18 protein-coding genes and 1 tRNA gene are annotated in these 18,376 nt (G+C 71.4%); 8 read left to right on the forward strand and 11 right to left on the reverse strand.

The window, feature by feature from the left end; all coding sequences use genetic code 11:
* The first annotated feature begins 92 nt into the window (after positions 1-92).
* Positions 93-1,487, forward strand: coding sequence for an NAD(P)/FAD-dependent oxidoreductase (locus ABT403_RS22295; protein WP_344162665.1), 1,395 nt, complete (start codon positions 93-95; stop codon positions 1,485-1,487).
* An 87-nt stretch (positions 1,488-1,574) separates the two neighbouring features.
* Here the strand turns inward: ABT403_RS22295 and ABT403_RS22300 are convergent.
* Positions 1,575-1,648, reverse strand: a tRNA-Thr gene (locus ABT403_RS22300).
* A 161-nt stretch (positions 1,649-1,809) separates the two neighbouring features.
* Between ABT403_RS22300 and ABT403_RS22305 the strand changes: the two genes are divergently transcribed.
* The 4 genes from ABT403_RS22305 to ABT403_RS22320 all read left to right on the forward strand — a co-directional run bounded on the left by ABT403_RS22305 (position 1,810) and on the right by ABT403_RS22320 (position 6,003).
* Positions 1,810-3,192, forward strand: coding sequence for an RNA-guided endonuclease InsQ/TnpB family protein (locus ABT403_RS22305; RefSeq protein WP_344162663.1), 1,383 nt, complete (start codon positions 1,810-1,812; stop codon positions 3,190-3,192).
* A gap of 291 nt (positions 3,193-3,483) precedes the next feature.
* Positions 3,484-4,560 carry an ABC transporter ATP-binding protein gene (locus ABT403_RS22310; RefSeq protein ID WP_344162660.1) on the forward strand — a complete coding sequence of 359 codons (1,077 nt, stop codon included), beginning with the start codon at positions 3,484-3,486 and terminating at the stop codon, positions 4,558-4,560.
* A 204-nt stretch (positions 4,561-4,764) separates the two neighbouring features.
* Entirely contained in the window at positions 4,765-5,178 is a 414-nt protein-coding gene (locus tag ABT403_RS22315; protein ID WP_042816721.1) for a hypothetical protein, read from the forward strand.
* A gap of 54 nt (positions 5,179-5,232) precedes the next feature.
* Entirely contained in the window at positions 5,233-6,003 is a 771-nt protein-coding gene (locus tag ABT403_RS22320) for a nucleotidyltransferase family protein (RefSeq protein WP_344162656.1), read from the forward strand.
* Between the two features lie 127 nt (positions 6,004-6,130).
* Here the strand turns inward: ABT403_RS22320 and ABT403_RS22325 are convergent, their stop codons facing one another.
* The 6 genes from ABT403_RS22325 to ABT403_RS22350 form a co-directional block, all read right to left on the reverse strand.
* Positions 6,131-7,687: a DoxX family protein gene (locus ABT403_RS22325; protein WP_344162654.1), complete on the reverse strand. Its 1,557-nt coding sequence runs from the start codon at positions 7,685-7,687 to the stop codon at positions 6,131-6,133.
* A 174-nt stretch (positions 7,688-7,861) separates the two neighbouring features.
* Positions 7,862-8,833 carry a 23S rRNA (guanosine(2251)-2'-O)-methyltransferase RlmB gene (gene rlmB, locus ABT403_RS22330; protein ID WP_344162651.1) on the reverse strand — a complete coding sequence of 324 codons (972 nt, stop codon included), beginning with the start codon at positions 8,831-8,833 and terminating at the stop codon, positions 7,862-7,864.
* A gap of 144 nt (positions 8,834-8,977) precedes the next feature.
* Positions 8,978-10,378, reverse strand: coding sequence for a cysteine--tRNA ligase (gene cysS, locus ABT403_RS22335; protein ID WP_344162648.1), 1,401 nt, complete (start codon positions 10,376-10,378; stop codon positions 8,978-8,980).
* 137 nt (positions 10,379-10,515) lie between these two features.
* The gene (gene ispF / locus ABT403_RS22340; protein ID WP_344162645.1) at positions 10,516-11,049 is read right to left on the reverse strand and encodes a 2-C-methyl-D-erythritol 2,4-cyclodiphosphate synthase; all 534 of its coding nucleotides are present in this window, start codon (positions 11,047-11,049) and stop codon (positions 10,516-10,518) included.
* Positions 11,039-11,809: a 2-C-methyl-D-erythritol 4-phosphate cytidylyltransferase gene (ispD, locus tag ABT403_RS22345; RefSeq protein WP_344162642.1), complete on the reverse strand. Its 771-nt coding sequence runs from the start codon at positions 11,807-11,809 to the stop codon at positions 11,039-11,041. The genes ispF and ispD overlap by 11 nt, the downstream gene beginning before the upstream one ends.
* A gap of 308 nt (positions 11,810-12,117) precedes the next feature.
* Entirely contained in the window at positions 12,118-12,600 is a 483-nt protein-coding gene (locus tag ABT403_RS22350; RefSeq protein WP_003953493.1) for a CarD family transcriptional regulator, read from the reverse strand.
* Between the two features lie 555 nt (positions 12,601-13,155).
* Between ABT403_RS22350 and ABT403_RS22355 the strand changes: the two genes are divergently transcribed.
* Complete coding sequence (locus tag ABT403_RS22355; protein WP_344162639.1) at positions 13,156-13,821, forward strand: copper chaperone PCu(A)C domain-containing protein; 666 nt, start codon at positions 13,156-13,158, stop codon at positions 13,819-13,821.
* Positions 13,822-13,888: 67 nt separating this feature from the next.
* Here the strand turns inward: ABT403_RS22355 and phoP are convergent, their stop codons facing one another.
* Together phoP and phoR are read right to left on the reverse strand one after the other, a co-directional pair.
* Positions 13,889-14,560, reverse strand: coding sequence for a two-component system response regulator PhoP (phoP, locus tag ABT403_RS22360; protein WP_467644498.1), 672 nt, complete (start codon positions 14,558-14,560; stop codon positions 13,889-13,891).
* Between the two features lie 5 nt (positions 14,561-14,565).
* The gene (phoR, locus tag ABT403_RS22365; protein WP_344162633.1) at positions 14,566-15,804 is read right to left on the reverse strand and encodes a two-component system sensor histidine kinase PhoR; all 1,239 of its coding nucleotides are present in this window, start codon (positions 15,802-15,804) and stop codon (positions 14,566-14,568) included.
* Between the two features lie 211 nt (positions 15,805-16,015).
* Between phoR and phoU the strand changes: the two genes are divergently transcribed.
* Both phoU and ABT403_RS22375 read left to right on the forward strand, forming a co-directional pair.
* The gene (phoU, locus tag ABT403_RS22370; protein ID WP_344162630.1) at positions 16,016-16,693 is read left to right on the forward strand and encodes a phosphate signaling complex protein PhoU; all 678 of its coding nucleotides are present in this window, start codon (positions 16,016-16,018) and stop codon (positions 16,691-16,693) included.
* A 141-nt stretch (positions 16,694-16,834) separates the two neighbouring features.
* Positions 16,835-16,984, forward strand: coding sequence for a hypothetical protein (locus ABT403_RS22375; protein WP_167344738.1), 150 nt, complete (start codon positions 16,835-16,837; stop codon positions 16,982-16,984).
* Positions 16,985-17,055: 71 nt separating this feature from the next.
* Here the strand turns inward: ABT403_RS22375 and ABT403_RS22380 are convergent, their stop codons facing one another.
* Together ABT403_RS22380 and ABT403_RS22385 are read right to left on the reverse strand one after the other, a co-directional pair.
* On the reverse strand, positions 17,056-17,472 hold the full coding sequence (locus ABT403_RS22380) for a hypothetical protein (protein ID WP_344162627.1): 417 nt from the start codon (positions 17,470-17,472) through the stop codon (positions 17,056-17,058).
* A 132-nt stretch (positions 17,473-17,604) separates the two neighbouring features.
* Positions 17,605-18,345, reverse strand: coding sequence for a VOC family protein (locus ABT403_RS22385; RefSeq protein ID WP_351649638.1), 741 nt, complete (start codon positions 18,343-18,345; stop codon positions 17,605-17,607).
* Between the last annotated feature and the right edge of the window lie 31 nt (positions 18,346-18,376).

Below are 18,376 nucleotides of genomic sequence, written 5' to 3' on the forward strand. Positions count from 1 at the left end.
CCACGCATCAGACACCCCGCACCCAACCCGCCCCCCACACCCGACACCCCGTACCTGGACTCCCCTCCCACACCCCCTGTACCAACACCCCCATGACGATCAACGGCGGTATCTCCTTCTGGTACGCGACCACCGGCCCCCACCCCGACACCACCCGACCCCGGCCACCCCGCACCCCCCTCACCACCGACGCCACCGCCGACGTCGCCATCGTCGGAGGCGGCTACACCGGCCTGTGGACCGCCTACTACCTCAAGCGCACCGCCCCCGACCTGCGCGTCACCGTCCTGGAACAGAAGTTCTGCGGCTACGGCGCCTCCGGCCGCAACGGCGGCTGGCTCTACAACGGCATCGCCGGCCGCGACCGCTACGCCGCCCTCCACGGCCACGAAGCCGCCCAACGCCTCCAGCACGCCATGAACGACACCGTCACCGAAGTCATCGACGTCGCCACCGCCGAATCCATCGACGCCGACATCCACCGCGGCGGCGTCCTCGAAATCGCCCGCACCCCCGCCCAGCTCACCCGCCTCAAGGCCTTCCACACCGCCGAACTCTCCTTCGGCGAAACCGACCGCGAGCTCTACGACGCCACCGGCACCCGCAACCGCATCGACGTCGCCGACGCCCTCGGCTCCAGCTGGACCCCCCACGGCGCCCGCATCCACCCCCTCAAACTCCTCCACGGCCTCGCCGACGCCTGCGAACGCCTCGGCGTCGTCATCCACGAATCCACCCCCGTCACGGAAATCGCCCCCCGCCGAGCCGTCACCCCCTACGGCACCGTCCGCGCCCCGTACGTCCTGCGCTGCACCGAAGGCTTCACCGCCTCCCTCAAGGGCCAGAAGCGCACCTGGCTCCCGATGAACTCCTCGATGATCGTCACGGCCCCCCTCCCCCCGTCCGTCTGGTCACAGCTCAACTGGAGCGACGCCCCGCTCCTCGGCGACATGGCCCACGCCTACATGTACGCCCAGCGCACCGCCGACGACCGCATCGCGATCGGCGGCCGCGGCATCCCGTACCGCTTCGGCTCCCGCACGGACAACGACGGCCGCACCCAGCCCGCCACCATCACCGCGCTGACCACCCTCCTGACCACCTTCTTCCCGGTCCTCACCGGCACGGAGATCACCCACGCCTGGTCGGGCGTACTCGGCGTCCCCCGCGACTGGTGCGCCACGGTCACCCTGGACGCCACCACGGGCCTCGGCTGGGCCGGCGGCTACGTCGGCTCGGGCGTGGCCACCGCCAACCTCGCCGCCCGCACCCTCCGCGACCTGGTCCTGGGCGAATCCACCGCCCTGACCACCCTCCCCTGGGTCCACCACCGCGTCCGCCGCTGGGAACCGGAACCCTTCCGCTGGCTGGGCGTCCACGCCCTCTACGCGGCCTACCGCGAAGCGGACCGCCGCGAAACGAGAACCCACACCCCGAAGACAACCCCCCTGGCCCACCTGGCGAACCACATCTCGGGCCGCTCCTGAGGCACGCGAAAAGGCCCCGGATGATCATCCGGGGCCTTCCGCTTGTGTACGAATTCCCTCGATCAGACGCCCTCTGACCTGGGACGGAGCCGCCTGTCGGAATCGAACCGACGACCTCAAGATTACAAGTCAAGCGCTCTAGCCAACTGAGCTAAGGCGGCACAACCTCACACACGAACCCTCTACGCGCGAAGCCGCCCTTACTCTACACAGCGCCCGATTCCCCAAGCCATCACATTGAGCCCCACCCCGTAACCCATCACGCAAGTGTTCGTTGAACGTACTGGCGTGCCGTTCTGAAGATCAGAGCACGGGAGAGGCGATGGCGGATCGAATAACGGGAGAGGAAGCCCAGCGCATCAAGCGCGAACTCCTCGGGGTGGCCGACCGGACCAAACACCGGGGGCGAGCGATCGCCCCCCTGAAAGGGCTGGTCAGAGAGCCGGGCACGCAACAGCGCGTCTACCGCTTCCGCTTCTACCCGACCGCCGACCAGGCGGCCCAGCTCACCCAGACCTTCGGCGCCTGCCGCTGGGTCTACAACGAGGGCCTGGCCCTCCGCGTGAAGGCATGGGAGGAGTACCGGGTCTCGCTGGGCTTCGCGGAGACCTGCCGAGCCCTGACCGGGTGGAAGCGCGTACGGAAGACGGCGTGGCTCAAGGAGACCTCGTCCACGGTCCTCCAGCAGTCGCTGCGGCACCTGGACGCGGCCTTCTCCCGGTTCTTCAAAGGTTCGGCGAAGTATCCGAAGAGGAAGTCCAGACACAAGTCGAAGGACTCGGCCACCTACGTCCGCACCGGCTTCCGGTGGGTCGAGGACCCGGAGCGCCCGGGTACGGCCTCGGTCACCCTCGCCAAGCAGACGAAGCCACTCGACATCCGCTGGTCGCGCCCGCTCCCCGCAGGACAGTTGCCGGTGAAGCTCAACGTCACCCGCGACCGGGCCGGCCGCTTCTTCCTCTCCGTCCTGGTGGAGGAGGTGATAGCCCCGCTTCCCGAGGTGTTCCTGCCGGGCGGCCGGGAGCCCAAGGCCGTGGGCCTCGACCTCGGGCTCGCGACGCTGGTGACCATGGACGACGGGGAGAAGCTCCCGCATCCCCGCCTCCTGGCGAAGTACGAGAAGCGGCTCGCGTCCCTTCAGCGCGACCTGCACCGAAAGACGAAGGGGTCGAAAAACCGGGGGAAGGTGCGGGAGCGGATCGCCCGCCTGTACGCCTCGATCGGTGACGCCCGCCGTGATCAGCTGGACCAGTTCACGACCCGCCTCGTGCGCGAGAACCAAGTGCTCGTGGTGGAAGACCTGTCGATCGCCAGCCTCATGCGTGCGGGCACGGGCAAGAACAGGCGCCGCAAGGCGGCTCTGAACCGTTCGATCACCGATGCCGCCTGGGGTGAGCTGCTGCGCCAGCTGCGCTACAAGTGCGCGTGGTACGGACGGACCCTGGTGGTCGTGGACCGGTTCTTCCCGTCCACCCGGCGCTGCTCCGCGTGCCACACGAAGGGGCCGAAGCTCGACGTGTCCATCCGCGAGTGGACCTGCGCGGAGTGCGGGACCTTTCACGACCGGGACGAGAACGCGGCGGTGAACCTCCGGGACGAGGGGATGCGGCTGTACTGGGCCGTGGCCATGGCGCTGCCGCCCGGGCGCGTGCCGCCGAGTGTGATCAGGGCTTCGGAGCTGGTGAACCTCGTGCCAGCCGCATAGCAGAGTCAAGCGCAGTACGGACCGACGGGCCGTCGGCCGCAATGCCCGTGGAGCCTGCGTAAGACCGGCCTGGCGCGACCCCAGAGTCTCGCCAGGGCGGCAGCGGGCGTCGAAGCAGGAACCATGGTCAAAAATCCGTTGCTCTGCCCCCGCCCCCACCGCAATCCGCCCCGTCAGATTGCTGACAGAAGCCCTCCCACCCGGTAGCGTCGGGCCGAGTCCTGAATATTGGACTAGACCTTCCACTCGGATCGTCCGGCACGTTCCTGCCGGTAGAAGGGATGCATCACCATGGCTTCTGTCACCTTCGACAAGGCGACCCGCCTCTACCCCGGCGGCGACAAGCCCGCCGTCGACCAGCTGGAGCTGGAGATCGAGGACGGCGAGTTCCTCGTCCTCGTCGGGCCCTCCGGCTGCGGCAAGTCCACCTCGCTGCGCATGCTCGCCGGCCTGGAGGACGTCAACGGCGGTGCCATCCGCATCGGGGACCGCGACGTCACGCACCTGCCGCCCAAGGACCGGGACATCGCGATGGTGTTCCAGAACTACGCGCTGTACCCGCACATGACCGTCGCCGACAACATGGGCTTCGCGCTCAAGATCGCCGGCGAGGACAAGGCCACCATCCGCCGCAAGGTGGAGGAGGCGGCGAAGATGCTGGACCTCACCCAGTACCTCGACCGCAAGCCCAAGGCGCTCTCCGGCGGCCAGCGCCAGCGCGTCGCCATGGGCCGGGCCATCGTGCGCAAGCCGCAGGTGTTCCTCATGGACGAGCCGCTGTCGAACCTCGACGCCAAGCTCCGCGTGTCCACCCGTACGCAGATCGCCGCGCTCCAGCGCGACCTCGGCATCACCACCGTGTACGTCACCCACGACCAGGTCGAGGCCATGACCATGGGCGACCGCGTGGCGGTGCTCAAGGACGGGCTGCTCCAGCAGGTGGACACCCCGCGCAACATGTACGACCGGCCGGCGAACCTCTTCGTCGCCGGGTTCATCGGTTCGCCCGCCATGAACCTGGTCGAGGTGCCGATCACCGACGGCGGCGTGAAGTTCGGGGACAGCGTGGTGCCGGTGTCGCGCGAGGCGCTGTCGGCTGCCGCCGACGCGGGCGACAAGACCGTCACCGTGGGCGTGCGCCCCGAGCACTTCGACGTCGGTGAGACCGGCGGTCTGACGATCACCGTGAACGTGGTCGAGGAGCTGGGCGCCGACGGTTACGTCTACGGCAGCAAGGACGGCCAGGACATCGTGGTGCGCGTGGGTGGCCGCCAGGTGCCCGAAAAGGGTTCCTCGCTGCACGTGGTGCCGCGTGCGGGTGAGATGCACGTGTTCTCGACGTCGACGGGGGCACGGCTCTCCGACTGACCGGGACGGCTGGGCCGTGGGAGGGGTGTTCCGTCAAGGGGCGCCCCTCCCGCGGCAGTTGTGGGTGGCGTGTCCCACGAACCCCGGCAGACCGGGCCATTCGGCCGCACGCGTCAACCCGTAAATCGAAAAGCCACGTCGAACCATCCCCCGACCGGGTGACTAAATGTCGCCAAATCCTCACCGAGCGCTACTCTCGCCCTCGTGACCCACACTGCCCGCCGAATCGGCCGTTCCCTCGCCCTGGTCCTGCCCGTCGTCCTGGTCCTGTCCGGGACCCTCGCGGTCACCATGGTCCCCTGGGCGGACAATTCGCCCTCCCAGATCCTTACCGCCTCCGCCGAGGACGTCTCCGTCCCCGCGAAGCCGCGCGCCGCGCAGGACGTGCTGCGCGACAAGCTGCTGAGCGAGCTGCAGCAGGGTGAGAACCCGGGTGTGGTCCTCGGGCACCTGCAGGAGCAGGTGAACGGGCGGCCGTCGCTCGCCGAGCACTGCATGGGCATCGCCCGTGCGCTCGGCCGGGCCGCCGTCGAGGCGTACGGGCCCACGAAGGCGCAGTCCTACTCCCGGCCGGTGTGCGACACCTCGTACGCGTCCGGGGTTGCCTCGATGGGCTGACCCGCCCGACGTGCCGCCCCTGCCGGGGCGGTGGCCGTCCCTACCCTGGCGGCCATGACCGACTCCCCTTCCCCGTCCGCATCATCCACCGACCGCGCGGCCGCGTTCCCGGCTCCGCCCGTCCAGGCCGTCGTCCTGGCGGGGGGCCAGGGTTCGCGGCTGCGGCCGTATACGGACGACCGGCCGAAGCCGATGGTGGAGATCCCGGGGACCGGACTGCCGATCATCGGGCACCAGTTGGCGTGGCTGGCGGTGGAGGGGGTCACGGACGTGGTCGTGTCCTGCGGGCATCTCGCGGAGGTGTTGCAGGAGTGGCTGGCGGGGGCGGAGTTGCCGTTGCGGGTGACGACGGTGGTGGAGGAGGAGCCGCTCGGGCGCGGGGGCGGGCTGAAGTTCGCGGCGCGGCGTCTGCCGGATCCGGAGGGGGCCTGGTACGCGACGAACGGGGACGTGTGGACGCGGTTCCCGTTGCGGGAGATGGCGGCGTTCCATGCGGAGCGGGGGGCGACGGCGACGCTGGCGCTGGCGCGGCCGCGGATCCCGTGGGGGGCGGTGGAGACGAACGAGCTGGGGCAGGTGCTGGATTTCGTCGAGGCGCCGCCGTCGCCTTATCTGATCAACGCCGGGGTGTATGTGTTCGCGCCCGGGTTCGCGGCGTTGCTGCCGGATGTGGGGGATCACGAGCGGACGACGTTTCCGCGGTTGGCGCGGGAGCGGCGGCTGGCGGGGTTTCCGCTGCCGCAGGGGGCTTACTGGCGGGCGATCGACACGGCGAAGGACTTGGCTGAGGCGGCGCGGGAGTTGGCGGCTCACAGCGCCGTCTGAGGCTTTTCGTAGGCCTGTTGTGCCGTTGCCGTTGAGTGTGCCTGGACGGGGGCCGGGGCGGGGGGCCGGGACGGCGGAGGGCCCGGTGCGCCGTCGGCGCGCCGGGCCCTTCGTCGTGTCGGGGGGGTCAGCCGAGGAGGCCGCCGACGAGTCCGGGCTTCTTGGCGGTGGTGGTGTCGCCGCCGGTGCGGCTGCCGGAGGAGGTGGCGGGCGGCTGCTGGGGGCTGGACTGCTTGGAGGTGGTGCTGCGGGGGGTCTGGCCGCTGCCGCTGCCCTTGGTGGCGGTGGGGGCGCCGGAGCCGGTGCTCTGGCTGGGGGCTCCGCTGCCGGTGCGGCCGGACTTGGCGGCGGGGGTGGAGGGGGAGGCCGAGGCGGAGGGGGAGGCCTGCTTGGAGGGCTGCTGCTTGGCCGGTCCGGTCTGCTGCTGGGCGGGGGGCTGGGGCAGGGGGCTGCCGGGGAGGTAGTTGCTGGGGGCCTGGCCGGGGCCGGGGACGGTGACGACGGTGCTGGAGCGGACTGCTCCGCCGAGGAGGGAGCCGATGAGGAGGGTGAGTCCGCAGACGACGGTGGCCATGACGGTGCCGCGGCGCAGGACGCGGCGGCGCAGCTGCCACATCTCGGAGCGGGGGCCGAGGGTGCGCCAGGCTTCGCCGGCGAGGCGTCCGTCGAGGGAGTAGACGGGGGCGCCGGCGATGATCAGCGGGCTCCAGGCGGCGAGGTAGATGATGTCGGGGGCGTCGTAGGCGGGGACGGTCTTCCAGCTGACGGTCATCAGCAGGGCGGCGGAGAGCAGGGCGCCGATGGAGGCGGCGAAGCGCTGCCAGAGGCCGAAGACGGTGAGGACGCCGACGATCACCTGGAGGAAGGCGACGGTGAGTCCGGCGCCGACGGGGTGGGCGAGGGCGAAGTCGCGCAGGGGTTCGGCGAGGGCCCAGGGGTGGAGGGTGCGCAGCCAGGTGACCATGGAGCCGCGTTCGCCGCCGTCGAAGTAGACGGGGTCGCAGAGTTTGCCCATGCCGGCGTAGATGGAGATGAAGCCGAGGAAGACGCGCAGCGGGAGCAGCACGACGCCGAGGTTCATGCGGCGGCCGGGGTAGTAGGAGGCCTGGGCGCGGTTGTCGGCGGGGCGCCGGGTTTCGGTGCCGGGGCCGCCGTAGGGGGGCTGGTCCTCGTGGGGGTGGCCGTAGGGGTGGTCGTGGGGCTGGCGCGGCTGGTCGGGTACGGCGGCCAGGGGGCGCGTCTCGTCGGGGTCGGCGTAGGTGCGCTGGCCGATGACGGTGGGGGTGGCGAGGGTGTCCTCGGTGAGGTCGCGCGCGAGGTCCACCCGGGGGATGGTCTGGGTGGCGCCGCCGTCGTAGTCGTCGTGGCCGCGTCCGGCTTCGCGGACGGCCTGGAGGAGTCCGCCCGTGGCCGCGGCGTCGTCGCCGGGGGCGGTCTTGCCGCTCCAGACGACGGGGGCGCGGCGGCGGGTGGCTCCGGCGGCCGCGACGGCTCCGGCGGCCAGGACCGGTGCGCGGCCGGGGCCGGGGGCGTTCGCGGGCTTGGAACGCGCGCTCGGGCTCGGTGCGAGCCGCACGCGGAAGCTGGCGTGGTTGACGATGACCTGTGCGGGGTCGCACGGCACCTTGACCATGCTCAGCGCGGGCTGGTCGTCGAACCCTGACGTTCTGGTGTCCACACTCATCTAACCGAGTGATCAGTGTTTAGGACACTGCCTTGACAGCAGGGATCTGTCCGAGACCCGTCAAGATCAAGTCGCCCCGCCCGGAAGGGGCGGGGCGACACGCTCACGGGTCATGTCCGGTGGGCCGAGTGGATCAAGGTGGCGGCCCGGGGGTGGCCCGTACGGCTGACGAGGTCAGACGCGGCCGCGGGTGGCGCGGCGGCGGGCGGCCTCGTAGAGGACGACGCCGGCGGCGACGCCCGCGTTGAGGGACTCGGCGCCGCCCGGCATGGGGATGCGGACGAGGTAGTCGCAGTTCTCGCCGACGAGGCGGCCGAGGCCCTTGCCCTCGGAGCCGACGACGATGACGACGGGGCCGCCGAGGGCCTCCAGGTCCTGGACCTCGTGGGTGCCTTCCGCGGCGAGGCCGACGACGGTGATGCCGGCCTTCTTGTACTCCTGGAGGGCGCGGGTGAGGTTGGTGACGCGGGAGACCGGGGTGCGGGCGGCGGTGCCGGCGGAGGTCTTCCAGGCGCCGGCGGTCATGCCGGCGGCGCGGCGCTCGGGGATGACCACGCCGTGGCCGCCGAAGGCGGAGACGGAGCGGACGATGGCGCCGAGGTTGCGCGGGTCGGTGACGCCGTCGAGGGCGACGATGAGGGGTTCCTCGCCGTTGTCGTAGGCGGCGTCGGTGAGGTCCTCGGGGTGCGCGTACTCGTACGGCGGGACCTGGAGGACGAGGCCCTGGTGGTTGAGCCCGTTGGTCATGCGGTCGAGCTCGGGGCGCGGGGCTTCCATCAGGTTGATGTTGCCGCGTTCGCCGGCGAGCTTGAGGGCGTCGCGGACGCGCTCGTCGTTGTCGATGAACTGCTGCACGTAGAGGGTGGTGGCGGGGACGCCGTCGCGCAGGGCCTCGAAGACGGGGTTGCGGCCGACGACCATCTCGCTGCTGCCCTTGGGGCCGCCGCGGCGGGGGGCGGGGCGGCGCTTGGCGGCCTGGCGGGCCATGGCGTTGGCGATGCGGTTCGCCTTGTGCTTCTTGCGGTCCTCCGCCTTGGGCGTGGGGCCCTTGCCTTCCAGGCCCTTGCGCCGCTGGCCACCGCTGCCGACCGTGGCGCCCTTCTTGTTGGACGTGCGGCGGTTCCTGCGCTGGCTGTTCCCGGCCATGACCTCTACCTGTTTTCGTTCGTGCTGCGATATGTACGTATGAAGAGTGTGCCGTCCGGAGGGCCGGGCGGCACAACGGCGCTGGTCCGAGCGGGTCCGGTCCGGCTGTGGACCGGGCCCGGACGGGTCCGGATCAGGTCCGGGTCAGCGCGGGCCGAGCGTCCAGCGCGGGCCGGTGGGGCTGTCCTCGATGACCAGGCCGGACTGCTGGAGCTGGTCGCGGATGGCGTCGGCGGTCGCCCAGTCCTTGCGGGCCCGGGCGGACTCGCGCTGGTCCAGGACGAGGCGTACGAGGGTGTCCACGGCGCCGTGCAGTTCCTCGCCGCGGTCGGACTCGCCGGCCCACTGGGGGTCGAGCGGGTCCAGGCCGAGGACGCCGAGCATGGCCCGCACCTCGGCCAGGCGGGCGATGGCCGCGTCCTTGTCGTCCGCGGCGAGCGCGCTGTTGCCCTGGCGGACGGTGGTGTGGACGATCGCGAGGGCCCCGGGCACGCCCAGGTCGTCGTCCATCGCCTCGGCGAAGGCCGGCGGCACCTCGGCGGCGGCCTCGACGGGCCCGCCCGCCTTCTCGATGACGCGCTGGCAGAAGCCCTCGATGCGCGCGAACGCGGACTCGGCCTCGCGCAGCGCCTCCTCGCTGTACTCGATCATCGAGCGGTAGTGCGGGGTGCCGAGGTAGTAGCGCAGGACGATCGGGCGCCACTGCTTGACCATCTCGGAGACGAGCACCGAGTTGCCGAGCGACTTGGACATCTTCTCGCCGGACATGGTGACCCAGGCGTTGTGCACCCAGAAGTTGGCGAACTCGTCGCCGAAGGCCTTGGCCTGGGCGATCTCGTTCTCGTGGTGCGGGAAGATCAGGTCCAGGCCGCCGCCGTGGATGTCGAAGGCGGAGCCGAGGTACTTGTGCGCCATGGCGGAGCACTCGAGGTGCCAGCCGGGGCGGCCGCGGCCCCAGGGGGTCTCCCAGGAGGGCTCGCCGGGCTTGGCGGCCTTCCACATGGCGAAGTCGCGGGGGTCGCGCTTGCCGGTCTCGCCCTCGGCGGAGGGCTGGAGGAGGTTGTCGAGCTCCTGGTTCGAGAGCTCCAGGTAGCCGGGGAAGGAGCGCACGTCGAAGTAGACGTTGCCGTCGGCCTCGTAGGCGTGGCCGCGCTCGATGAGGCCGCGCATCATCTCGACCATCTCGGTGACGTGGCCGGTGGCGCGGGGCTCGTAGGTGGGCGGCAGGCAGCCGAGGGCGGCGTAGCCGTCGTTGAAGGCGCGCTCGTTCTCGTAGCCGATGGACCACCAGGGGCGGCCCTGCTCGGCCGACTTGGTGATGATCTTGTCGTCGATGTCCGTGACGTTGCGGATGAAGGTCACGTCGTAGCCGCGGTAGGTGAACCAGCGGCGCATCATGTCGAAGTTGAGGCCGGAGCGGATGTGCCCGATGTGCGGCGCCGCCTGCACGGTGGCACCACAGAGGTAGATCGAGACGCAGCCCGGCGTGAGCGGGGTGAAGTCGCGGATCTGCCGGGCGCTGGTGTCGTACAGGCGAATAGTCACGGCATCCAGGGTAGTGCGCCTGTGGCAGTGCCCCGCGACCGTTTGAGGTCGCGGGGACGCTTTGTTGCCGAAGAGGTGACATCCGCCGTCGGCGGCCTGACATCCGTAACGGCCGCCTTCCGGGAGGTATCCCGTACTCAGTCCCGGTTCGCCCGGTAGACGAGGGCGGTGGCGATGGCGGCGAGGCCTTCGGCGCGGCCGGTGAGGCCGAGTCCGTCGGTGGTGGTGCCGGAGACGGAGACGGGGGCGCCCGCCGCCTCCGCGAGCGCCTTCTGCGCTTCTTCGCGCCGCTTGCCGATCTTCGGGCGTACGCCGATCACCTGGATCGCGATGTTGCCGATCTCGAAGCCCTCGGCGCGGACGATCCGGGCGGCCTCCGCCAGCAGGGTGACGCCGGCGGCGCCGGACCACTCGGGGCGGGAGGTGCCGAAGTGGGCGCCGAGGTCGCCGACGCCGGCGGCGGAGAAGAGGGCGTCGCAGGCGGCGTGGGCGGCGACGTCGCCGTCGGAGTGCCCGGCGAGGCCGTCCTCGCCCTCCCACAGCAGGCCGGCGCACCACAGCTCGCGCCCGGTCTCGAAGGCGTGCACGTCGGTGCCGATCCCGACGAGCGGGATCAGGGGGGCGGCGGGCGTCGCGGCGGACTCCCCGGAACCTGCGGGACTAGTAGGCATCGGTGGCCCTCCTGCGGGCGAGTACGGCCTCGGCGAGGACCAGGTCGAGGGGGCGGGTGACCTTGAAGGCCTCCTCGTGGCCGGGGACGACCACGACGGTGACCCCGGTGCGTTCCACCATTCCGGCGTCGTCGGTGGCGCCCTCGCCGCTCACGGCGATGGTCTCGTGCGCGTGCAGGAGGGTCTTGAGGTCGAAGCCCTGCGGGGTCTGCACGGCGCGCAGCCGGGCGCGCTCGGGGGTGCCGAGGACGGGCTCGGGCTCGCCGGGGCGGCCGGGCTCGACCTCCTTGACGGTGTCGGCGAGCGGCAGGGCGGGGACGACGGCGGGGGCGCCGTCGCGGACGGCCTCCACGACGGAGTCCACGGTCTCGACGGGGACCAGGGGGCGGGCCGCGTCATGGATGAGGACGGAGGTGACGTCGGCGGGGAGGGCGTCCAGGCCGGCGCGCACGGACTCCTGGCGGGTTTCGCCGCCGGGGACGACGAGGACGTCGGTCCTCCCCCAGCTACCGCCGGGGGTGCCCCCAGGGAGCGGGTGCTCGTCGAGGAGGTGGCGCACCTCGGTGGCCCCGTCGGGCGGGGCGACGACCACGACGAGGGAGACCGCTCGGGAGCGGGCCATGGCGCGGACGGCGTGGACCAGCATCGGGGTCCCGCCGAGGGCCCGCAGGGCCTTGGGGGCGCCGGGGCCCAGGCGTACCCCGCGGCCGGCGGCCGGGATCACCGCGGCGGTGCGGTGGGGGCGCGATTCGTCAGACATCAGTAGCTCCGAGCCAGGTTTGTGACTTCGGCCGACATGGGTATGGCCTGAAGGGTGCCGGGTGCGACGCCCTCGCCCCTTCCGTGACGACCGGTCGAGCCGGCTGCCCGGACCCGGCACGCCAGGTGGGGTACGTGGCTGCGTACGTGGACGCAGCAGAGGCGGAAGCGGAAGCGGAAGCGGACGCAGACATGCCGCAGCGCCCGGCAACAGCCCTCTCGCGGAGGAGAGGGCCAGTCATCGGGCACCGCGGCACACAGTGATCCCCGTGCTTGATGATCACAGTGCTTGATCGAGATGCGTGAGCGTCAGGACGCGAGCACCTCGTCGAGGAGGGCCTCGGCCTTGTCCTCGTTCGTGTTCTCGGCGAGCGCGAGCTCGCTCACCAGAATCTGACGCGCCTTCGCGAGCATCCGCTTCTCACCGGCGGAAAGCCCGCGCTCACGCTCACGACGCCACAGGTCGCGCACCACTTCGGCGACCTTGATGACATCGCCCGAAGCGAGCTTCTCCAGATTTGCCTTGTAGCGACGGGACCAGTTCGTGGGCTCTTCTGCGTACGGTGCGCGGAGCACCTCGAAGACCCGGTCCAGCCCGTCCTGGCCGACTACGTCGCGAACACCGACGAACTCCGCATTGTCCGCAGGCACACGAACCGTCAGGTCGCCCTGGGCGACCTTGAGCACCAAGTAGGTCTTGTCCACGCCTTTGATCTGGCGAGTTTCGATGGCCTCGATCAGCGCGGCCCCGTGATGGGGATAGACCACGGTGTCGCCAACCTTGAACGTCATGTGACAGGTACCCCTTCCGTGGCTATCCAGGGTAACACGAGAACTGACTGTTATGAATGGCGTTTTCGCAGGTCAGGGCACATCTCGGGGCTTGACAACAGCGACACGAACGTGCTGCGAAAGGCTTCCGGAGGGGGGTATTCGCAGGTCGGAGGCGCTGTGCGGACCGGGCGAAACGACCACGTTACACCTGGCGGGTGCACCCACCAGTGTGACGTACGTCCCGTTTTGCCGGGTTCCAGGACAGGAAACCGACGTACTCCGTTCGACTGGCGGCCACCCGTACGGAGCGGGATCCGGCCCAATCGGGAATTGATCACGGACCGGCGTTCGAGGGAATGCCTGAATTCGATCATCGAAGGACCCTCCCGGGGGATAGCGGAATGCAAGATCGCGCACCCGTGCGGCGCCGTGCGCGCACTGCGGAGGGTCGGGTGCGGGGGCGGGGTGGCGGCTCGGTAACCTAAGCCCGCTGACACACCCTTAGGGCGGCTTTACCTCGGCCGCTCCGAGAGCCCACCGTCCCGTCCGTACGTCCAAGGAGTTGCCGCCGCCGTGAGCCGCAGCCTTCGACGCGGCGCCCTCGCCGCTTCCGCCGTAGTGTTCTCGCTCGCCTCGCTTGCCGCGTGCGGCGCGGGCAACGACGCGCAGACTCTCCAGATCAAGCCGGACAACGCCGCCGTCACCAAGGGCGACATCAAGGTCCAGAACGCCTTGGTGATCACCAAGGGCGACAAGGAGAAGAAGGGCCCGGCCTCCGTCTCGGCGACCCTCTTCAACTCCGGCACCAAGGACCAGACCCTGGACGCGATCACCCTGGCGGGTGGCAAGTCCAAGGTGACCCTCAAGGGCGCCGAGGGCTCCGGCAAGGTCACCGTGCCCGCCGGCGGCTCCGTGGTCCTCGGCGGCAAGGGCAACGCCTCCGCCGTCGTCGAGGGTGGCCGCGAGGCCGTCCAGAACGGCAACGTGCAGGAGATGACCTTCCAGCTCAGCACCGCCGGTGACGTGAAGCTGGAGGCCTACGTCGTCCCGGCCACCGGCATGTACGCCGGCTACGGCCCCACCGAGGCCCCGGCCGCCGGTGCGACGCCGGCCCCCTCGGGCTCGGCCTCCGCCTCCCCGTCCGCCGGCCCGTCGGGCTCCCCGGCCGCCACCCCGTCGGGTTCCGCCTCGGGCAGCCCCTCGGGCTCCCCCTCGGCCTCGCACGGCGCCGGCCACTGACGCACGAAGGAAGGGGCCCCGGCCGCATCGCGGCCGGGGCCCCTTCCCCTTTTCACGCCCGGCAGGGCTACGGCTCGAACTTGTAGCCCAGGCCGCGGACCGTGACCAGGTAGCGCGGCGCGCCCGGGTCCGGCTCGATCTTGGCGCGCAGGCGCTTGACGTGGACGTCGAGGGTCTTGGTGTCGCCGACGTAGTCCGCGCCCCAGACCCGGTCGATCAGCTGCATACGGGTCAGCACGCGGCCCGCGTTGCGCAGCAGCATCTCCAGCAGGTCGAACTCCTTGAGCGGGAGGTCCACCTTGGCGCCGCCGACGGTGACCACGTGCCGGTCCACGTCCATCCGTACCGGACCGGCCTCCAGGGCCGCCGGGGTGACCTCCTCCGGCTCGCCGCGGCGGCGCAGGACCGCGCGGATGCGGGCGACCAGCTCGCGGGAGGAGAAGGGCTTCGTCACGTAGTCGTCGGCTCCTATCTCCAGCCCGACGACCTTGTCGATCTCGCTGTCCTTGGCGGTCACCATGATCACGGGGACGTTGGAGCGGCCGCGCAGCTGCCGGCAGACCTCGGTGCCCGGCAGGCCGGGCAGCATCAGGTCCAGGAGGACGAGGTCGGCGCCGTTGCGCTCGAACTCGTCGAGCCCGTCGGGCCCCGTCGCGGCGATCGCGACCTCGAAGCCTTCCTTGCGGAGCATGTAGGACAGGGCGTCGCTGAAGGATTCCTCATCCTCGACGACGAGCACTCGGGTCACGGAAGGACCTCCGGGGAGGGGACGACTGGTTCTGGGTCAAGCTGGGGTCTGGCGGGTTCGGAGGCGGTCGCCGGGGCCGGCGCGGGCGCCTCGGGGAGCCGCAGGGTGAACGTGGAGCCCTGGCCCTCGGAGCTCCACACCGACACCTCCCCGCCGTGCGAGGCCGCCACGTGCTTCACGATGGCGAGGCCCAGTCCGGTTCCGCCGGTGGCGCGGGAGCGGGCCGGGTCGACGCGGTAGAAGCGCTCGAAGACGCGCTCGCGGTCCTTCTCCGGGATGCCTATGCCCTGGTCGGTCACGGCTATCTCGATCAAGTCTCCGCCCGGCGCGGTCACCCGGCGCGCGGCGATGCCGACGCGGGTGCGGGCCGGGCTGTAGTTCACGGCGTTCTCGACCAGGTTGCCGAGGGCCGCGGCCAGCTGCCCCCGGTGTCCCCACACCCGCAGGTCGGCGGTGCCGCCGGCGGCCATGGTGATCTGCTTGGAGGTGGCCGTGTGCCGGCAGCGGTCGATGGCCTCCGCCACGAGCGTGTCCACCCGTACCGGCTCGGCGTCCTCCAGTGCCTCGTCGTTCTGCACCCGGGAGAGGTCGATGAGCTCCTGTACGAGGTTGATCAGGCGGGTGGCCTCGATCTGCATGCGGCCCGCGAAGCGGGTGACCGCCTCGGGGTCGTCCGACGCGTCCATGACCGCCTCGGAGAGCAGGGAGATCGCGCCGACCGGCGTCTTCAGCTCGTGCGAGACGTTCGCGACGAAGTCACGGCGCACCGCTTCGATGCGGCGGGCCTCGGTGAGGTCCTCGACCAGCAGCAGCACCAGCCGGGAGCCCAGCGGGGCGACGCGGGCGGAGACCGCGAGGGCCTCGCCGCGGCCGGTCCCGCGCCGGGGCAGGTCGAGTTCGATCTGGCGTATCTCACCGTCCCGGCGGGTGTCACGGGCCATGTGGAGCATGGGCTCCACGGCGAGCTTCCCGCCGCGGACCAGACCCAGGGCGTAAGCCGCCGAGCTGGCCTTGACCACCGCGTCGCCCTCGTCGAGGACGACGGCGGAGGAGCGGAGTACGGAGAGCACCGTGTCCACGCCGGGCGGGAGCACCGCGTTGATGTCGGGGCGCATGGAGCTCCTCGTGGGGCGGGCTTGGTCGCGCTCGCTCCAGCGGAACGCCAGCATGGCGATGACACCGGTGCAGAGACCGGCGATCGCCGCAGCTGCGGCGACCGCCGCGTTCACGTCCATGTGTCCAGGTTAAGCAGCCGCTACGACACTTCCACAGCCGTTCGGGTGGCAGCTCGAACAGTCGTCGCCCAGAGTTCACCCTGGCGACGGTGCTGATTCATTTGTGGTGCCGGAGTCGGACGCGTTGGCGCCCGAACGTGTCAACGTGGGGCACGGAAGTCCACGGCAGTAGCAGTAGCGAGTAGTAGGCAAGCAGGCAGGAGAAGGACACATGCGCGACGCGTACCACGAGGAACTGGACTCGATCGGAGAGAGCCTGGTCGAGATGGCCCGGCTCGTCGGTTCCGCGATCGGGCGGGCCACGACCTCCATGCTCGACGCGGACCTGAAGCTCGCCGAGAGCGTCATCGCCGCCGACCAGAAGGTCGACGACCTCCAGCACGACCTGGAGGCGCGCGCCATCGCCCTGCTGGCCCGCCAGCAGCCGGTCGCCACCGACCTGCGCATCGTCGTCACCTCGCTGCGCATGAGCGCCGACCTGGAGCGCTCGGGCGACCTGGCGCAGCACGTGGCGAAGCTGGCCCGGCTGCGGTTCCCGGACCGTGCGGTACCGCGCGACCTGCACGCCACGATCCTGGAGATGGGGCAGCTGGCGCAGCGCCTGATGGCGAAGGCGGCCGAGGTCATCATCACGAAGGACGTCGACCTGGCCCTCCAGCTGGAGCAGGACGACGACGAGATGGACCAGCTGCACCGCACCCTCTTCCAGCACCTGATGGACGACCGCTGGAAGCACGGCATCGAGACGGCCGTGGACGTGACGCTGCTGGGCCGCTACTACGAGCGGTTCGCCGACCACGCGGTGTCGGTGGCCAAGCGCGTGGTGTACCTGGTGACGGGTGAGCACGCGGACGAGCTCCAGCAGCCGACGCAGGTCGAGGGCGTCTGAGCGGGGGCCGCGGGGGGCGTCCGGGCGGTCCCGTGCGGGGCCGCTCCCGCGCCCCAATGCGCCGTTGACGCGCCGGTGTGGCTGGGCATGAATGAGGCGAAGGCACTACGACGTCCCGTACGCCGCCTGCGAGGAGGATCCATGCCCGATTCCCCCGTCCCCATCACCCCGGAGCAGGAGCAGCCGCCCCGTCCGGAGCCCCTGCGCCTGCCCCTGCTCGCGGCCTGCGGCTGCGGCTCCGGCTGCGGCTGCGGCTGCCAGTCCGGTGCCCCCTGCCAGTGCGGGGGCTGACGGCCGCCGCCGCCCGTGAAGCCAGGAGGGCCCCGTCCGATCCGTCGGACGGGGCCCTCGCGCGTGGCGGCTCATACCGCCAGTTCGACGGTGGAGCTGCCGGTGGGGCTCGGCACGTAGGTCCCCTCGGGGACGACGACGTGTCCGTCGCCCTTCGGCAGCGGCTTGCCGTCGACGCACAGGCCGGGGGCGACCTTCGGGTCCTTGCAGCGGTCGGCGGGGATCACGCCGTCGGGCTGGGGGTCGGCGGGCCGCGGCGGAGTCCCCTGCTCGTCGCCGAGGACCGGGCCGGTGCCGGTGCCCTCGCCGGTCCCCCGGTGCCCGGAGTCCTCGTCGTGGTGGTGGCGGTGCCCGCCGGCCGGGGCGGTGAGGTGGGACGTCGCCGCCGGCGCGGCGAGCGCGCCGGTGGGGAGCAGGACGCCGGCGGCGGCCAGCGAGGCCGATGCGGTGAGCAGCGCGAGCCTGAGGGGACGGGGGATGCGGGACATGGGGGCCTCCTGGTTCCGGGGATGTGGGGCGGGCCGCCGGTTCCGGCCGGTCCCGCCCTTCGAGTAGGCCCCGCCGGCGGGTCCCCCGTCATGCCCCTGGATCCCGTGGCTTGACACCCCCGTCCGGGGGTGTCAGCGGGGGCTCAGGAGGCAGAACTCGTTGCCCTCGGGGTCGGCCAGGACCGTCCAGGAGATGGCCGACGGGTCCATGCCGGGGGCGTCGGTGGCGCCCAGGGCGCGCAGGCGGGCCGCCTCCGACTTCGGGTCGCCGCCGGAGTAGGGGGCGACGTCGAGGTGGACGCGGTTCCAGCCGTTCTTGGTGTCGGGGGTGCGCAGGAACTCCAGGTAGGGGCCGACGCCCTGGGAGGAGCGCAGGGTCGCCTGGTCGTCGGTGACCTCGTGCAGGGTCCAGTCCATCGCCCCGCTCCAGAAGCGGGCCATCTCGCGCGGGTCGGCGCAGTCGACGACCACGGCGGCGATCGGCCCGGTGTCCCGGTAGACGTCGCGGGGCTCCAGTACGCAGAACTCGTTGCCCTCGGGGTCGGCCATGACCGTCCAGGGGACGTCGCCCTGGCCGACGTCGGCGAGGGTGGCGCCGAGGTCCTTCAGGCGTGCGACCAGCTCCGCCTGGTGGGCGGCCGAGGTGGTGGCGAGGTCGAGGTGCACCCGGTTCTTGCCCGTCTTGGGTTCCGGGCGGGCGATGAGGTCGATGCAGACGGCCGCGGGGTCGGGGTAGGCGAACCCGACGGGTTCGAGGTTGGTCACCCCGGGCCCCTCGCTGTCGATGCCCCAGCCGAGCGCCGCGGCCCAGAACCGGCCGAGCGCGGCGTCGTCCACGGCCTTCATGTTGATCTGCACAAGTCGTGTTGCCATGGTGCGGATCTTAAGGACGACCGGGCCCCGC

It is taken from the genome of Streptomyces sp. NPDC000075 (genome assembly GCF_040301925.1).
In the GTDB taxonomy this organism is placed as follows: Bacteria; Actinomycetota; Actinomycetes; order Streptomycetales; family Streptomycetaceae; genus Streptomyces; species Streptomyces polychromogenes.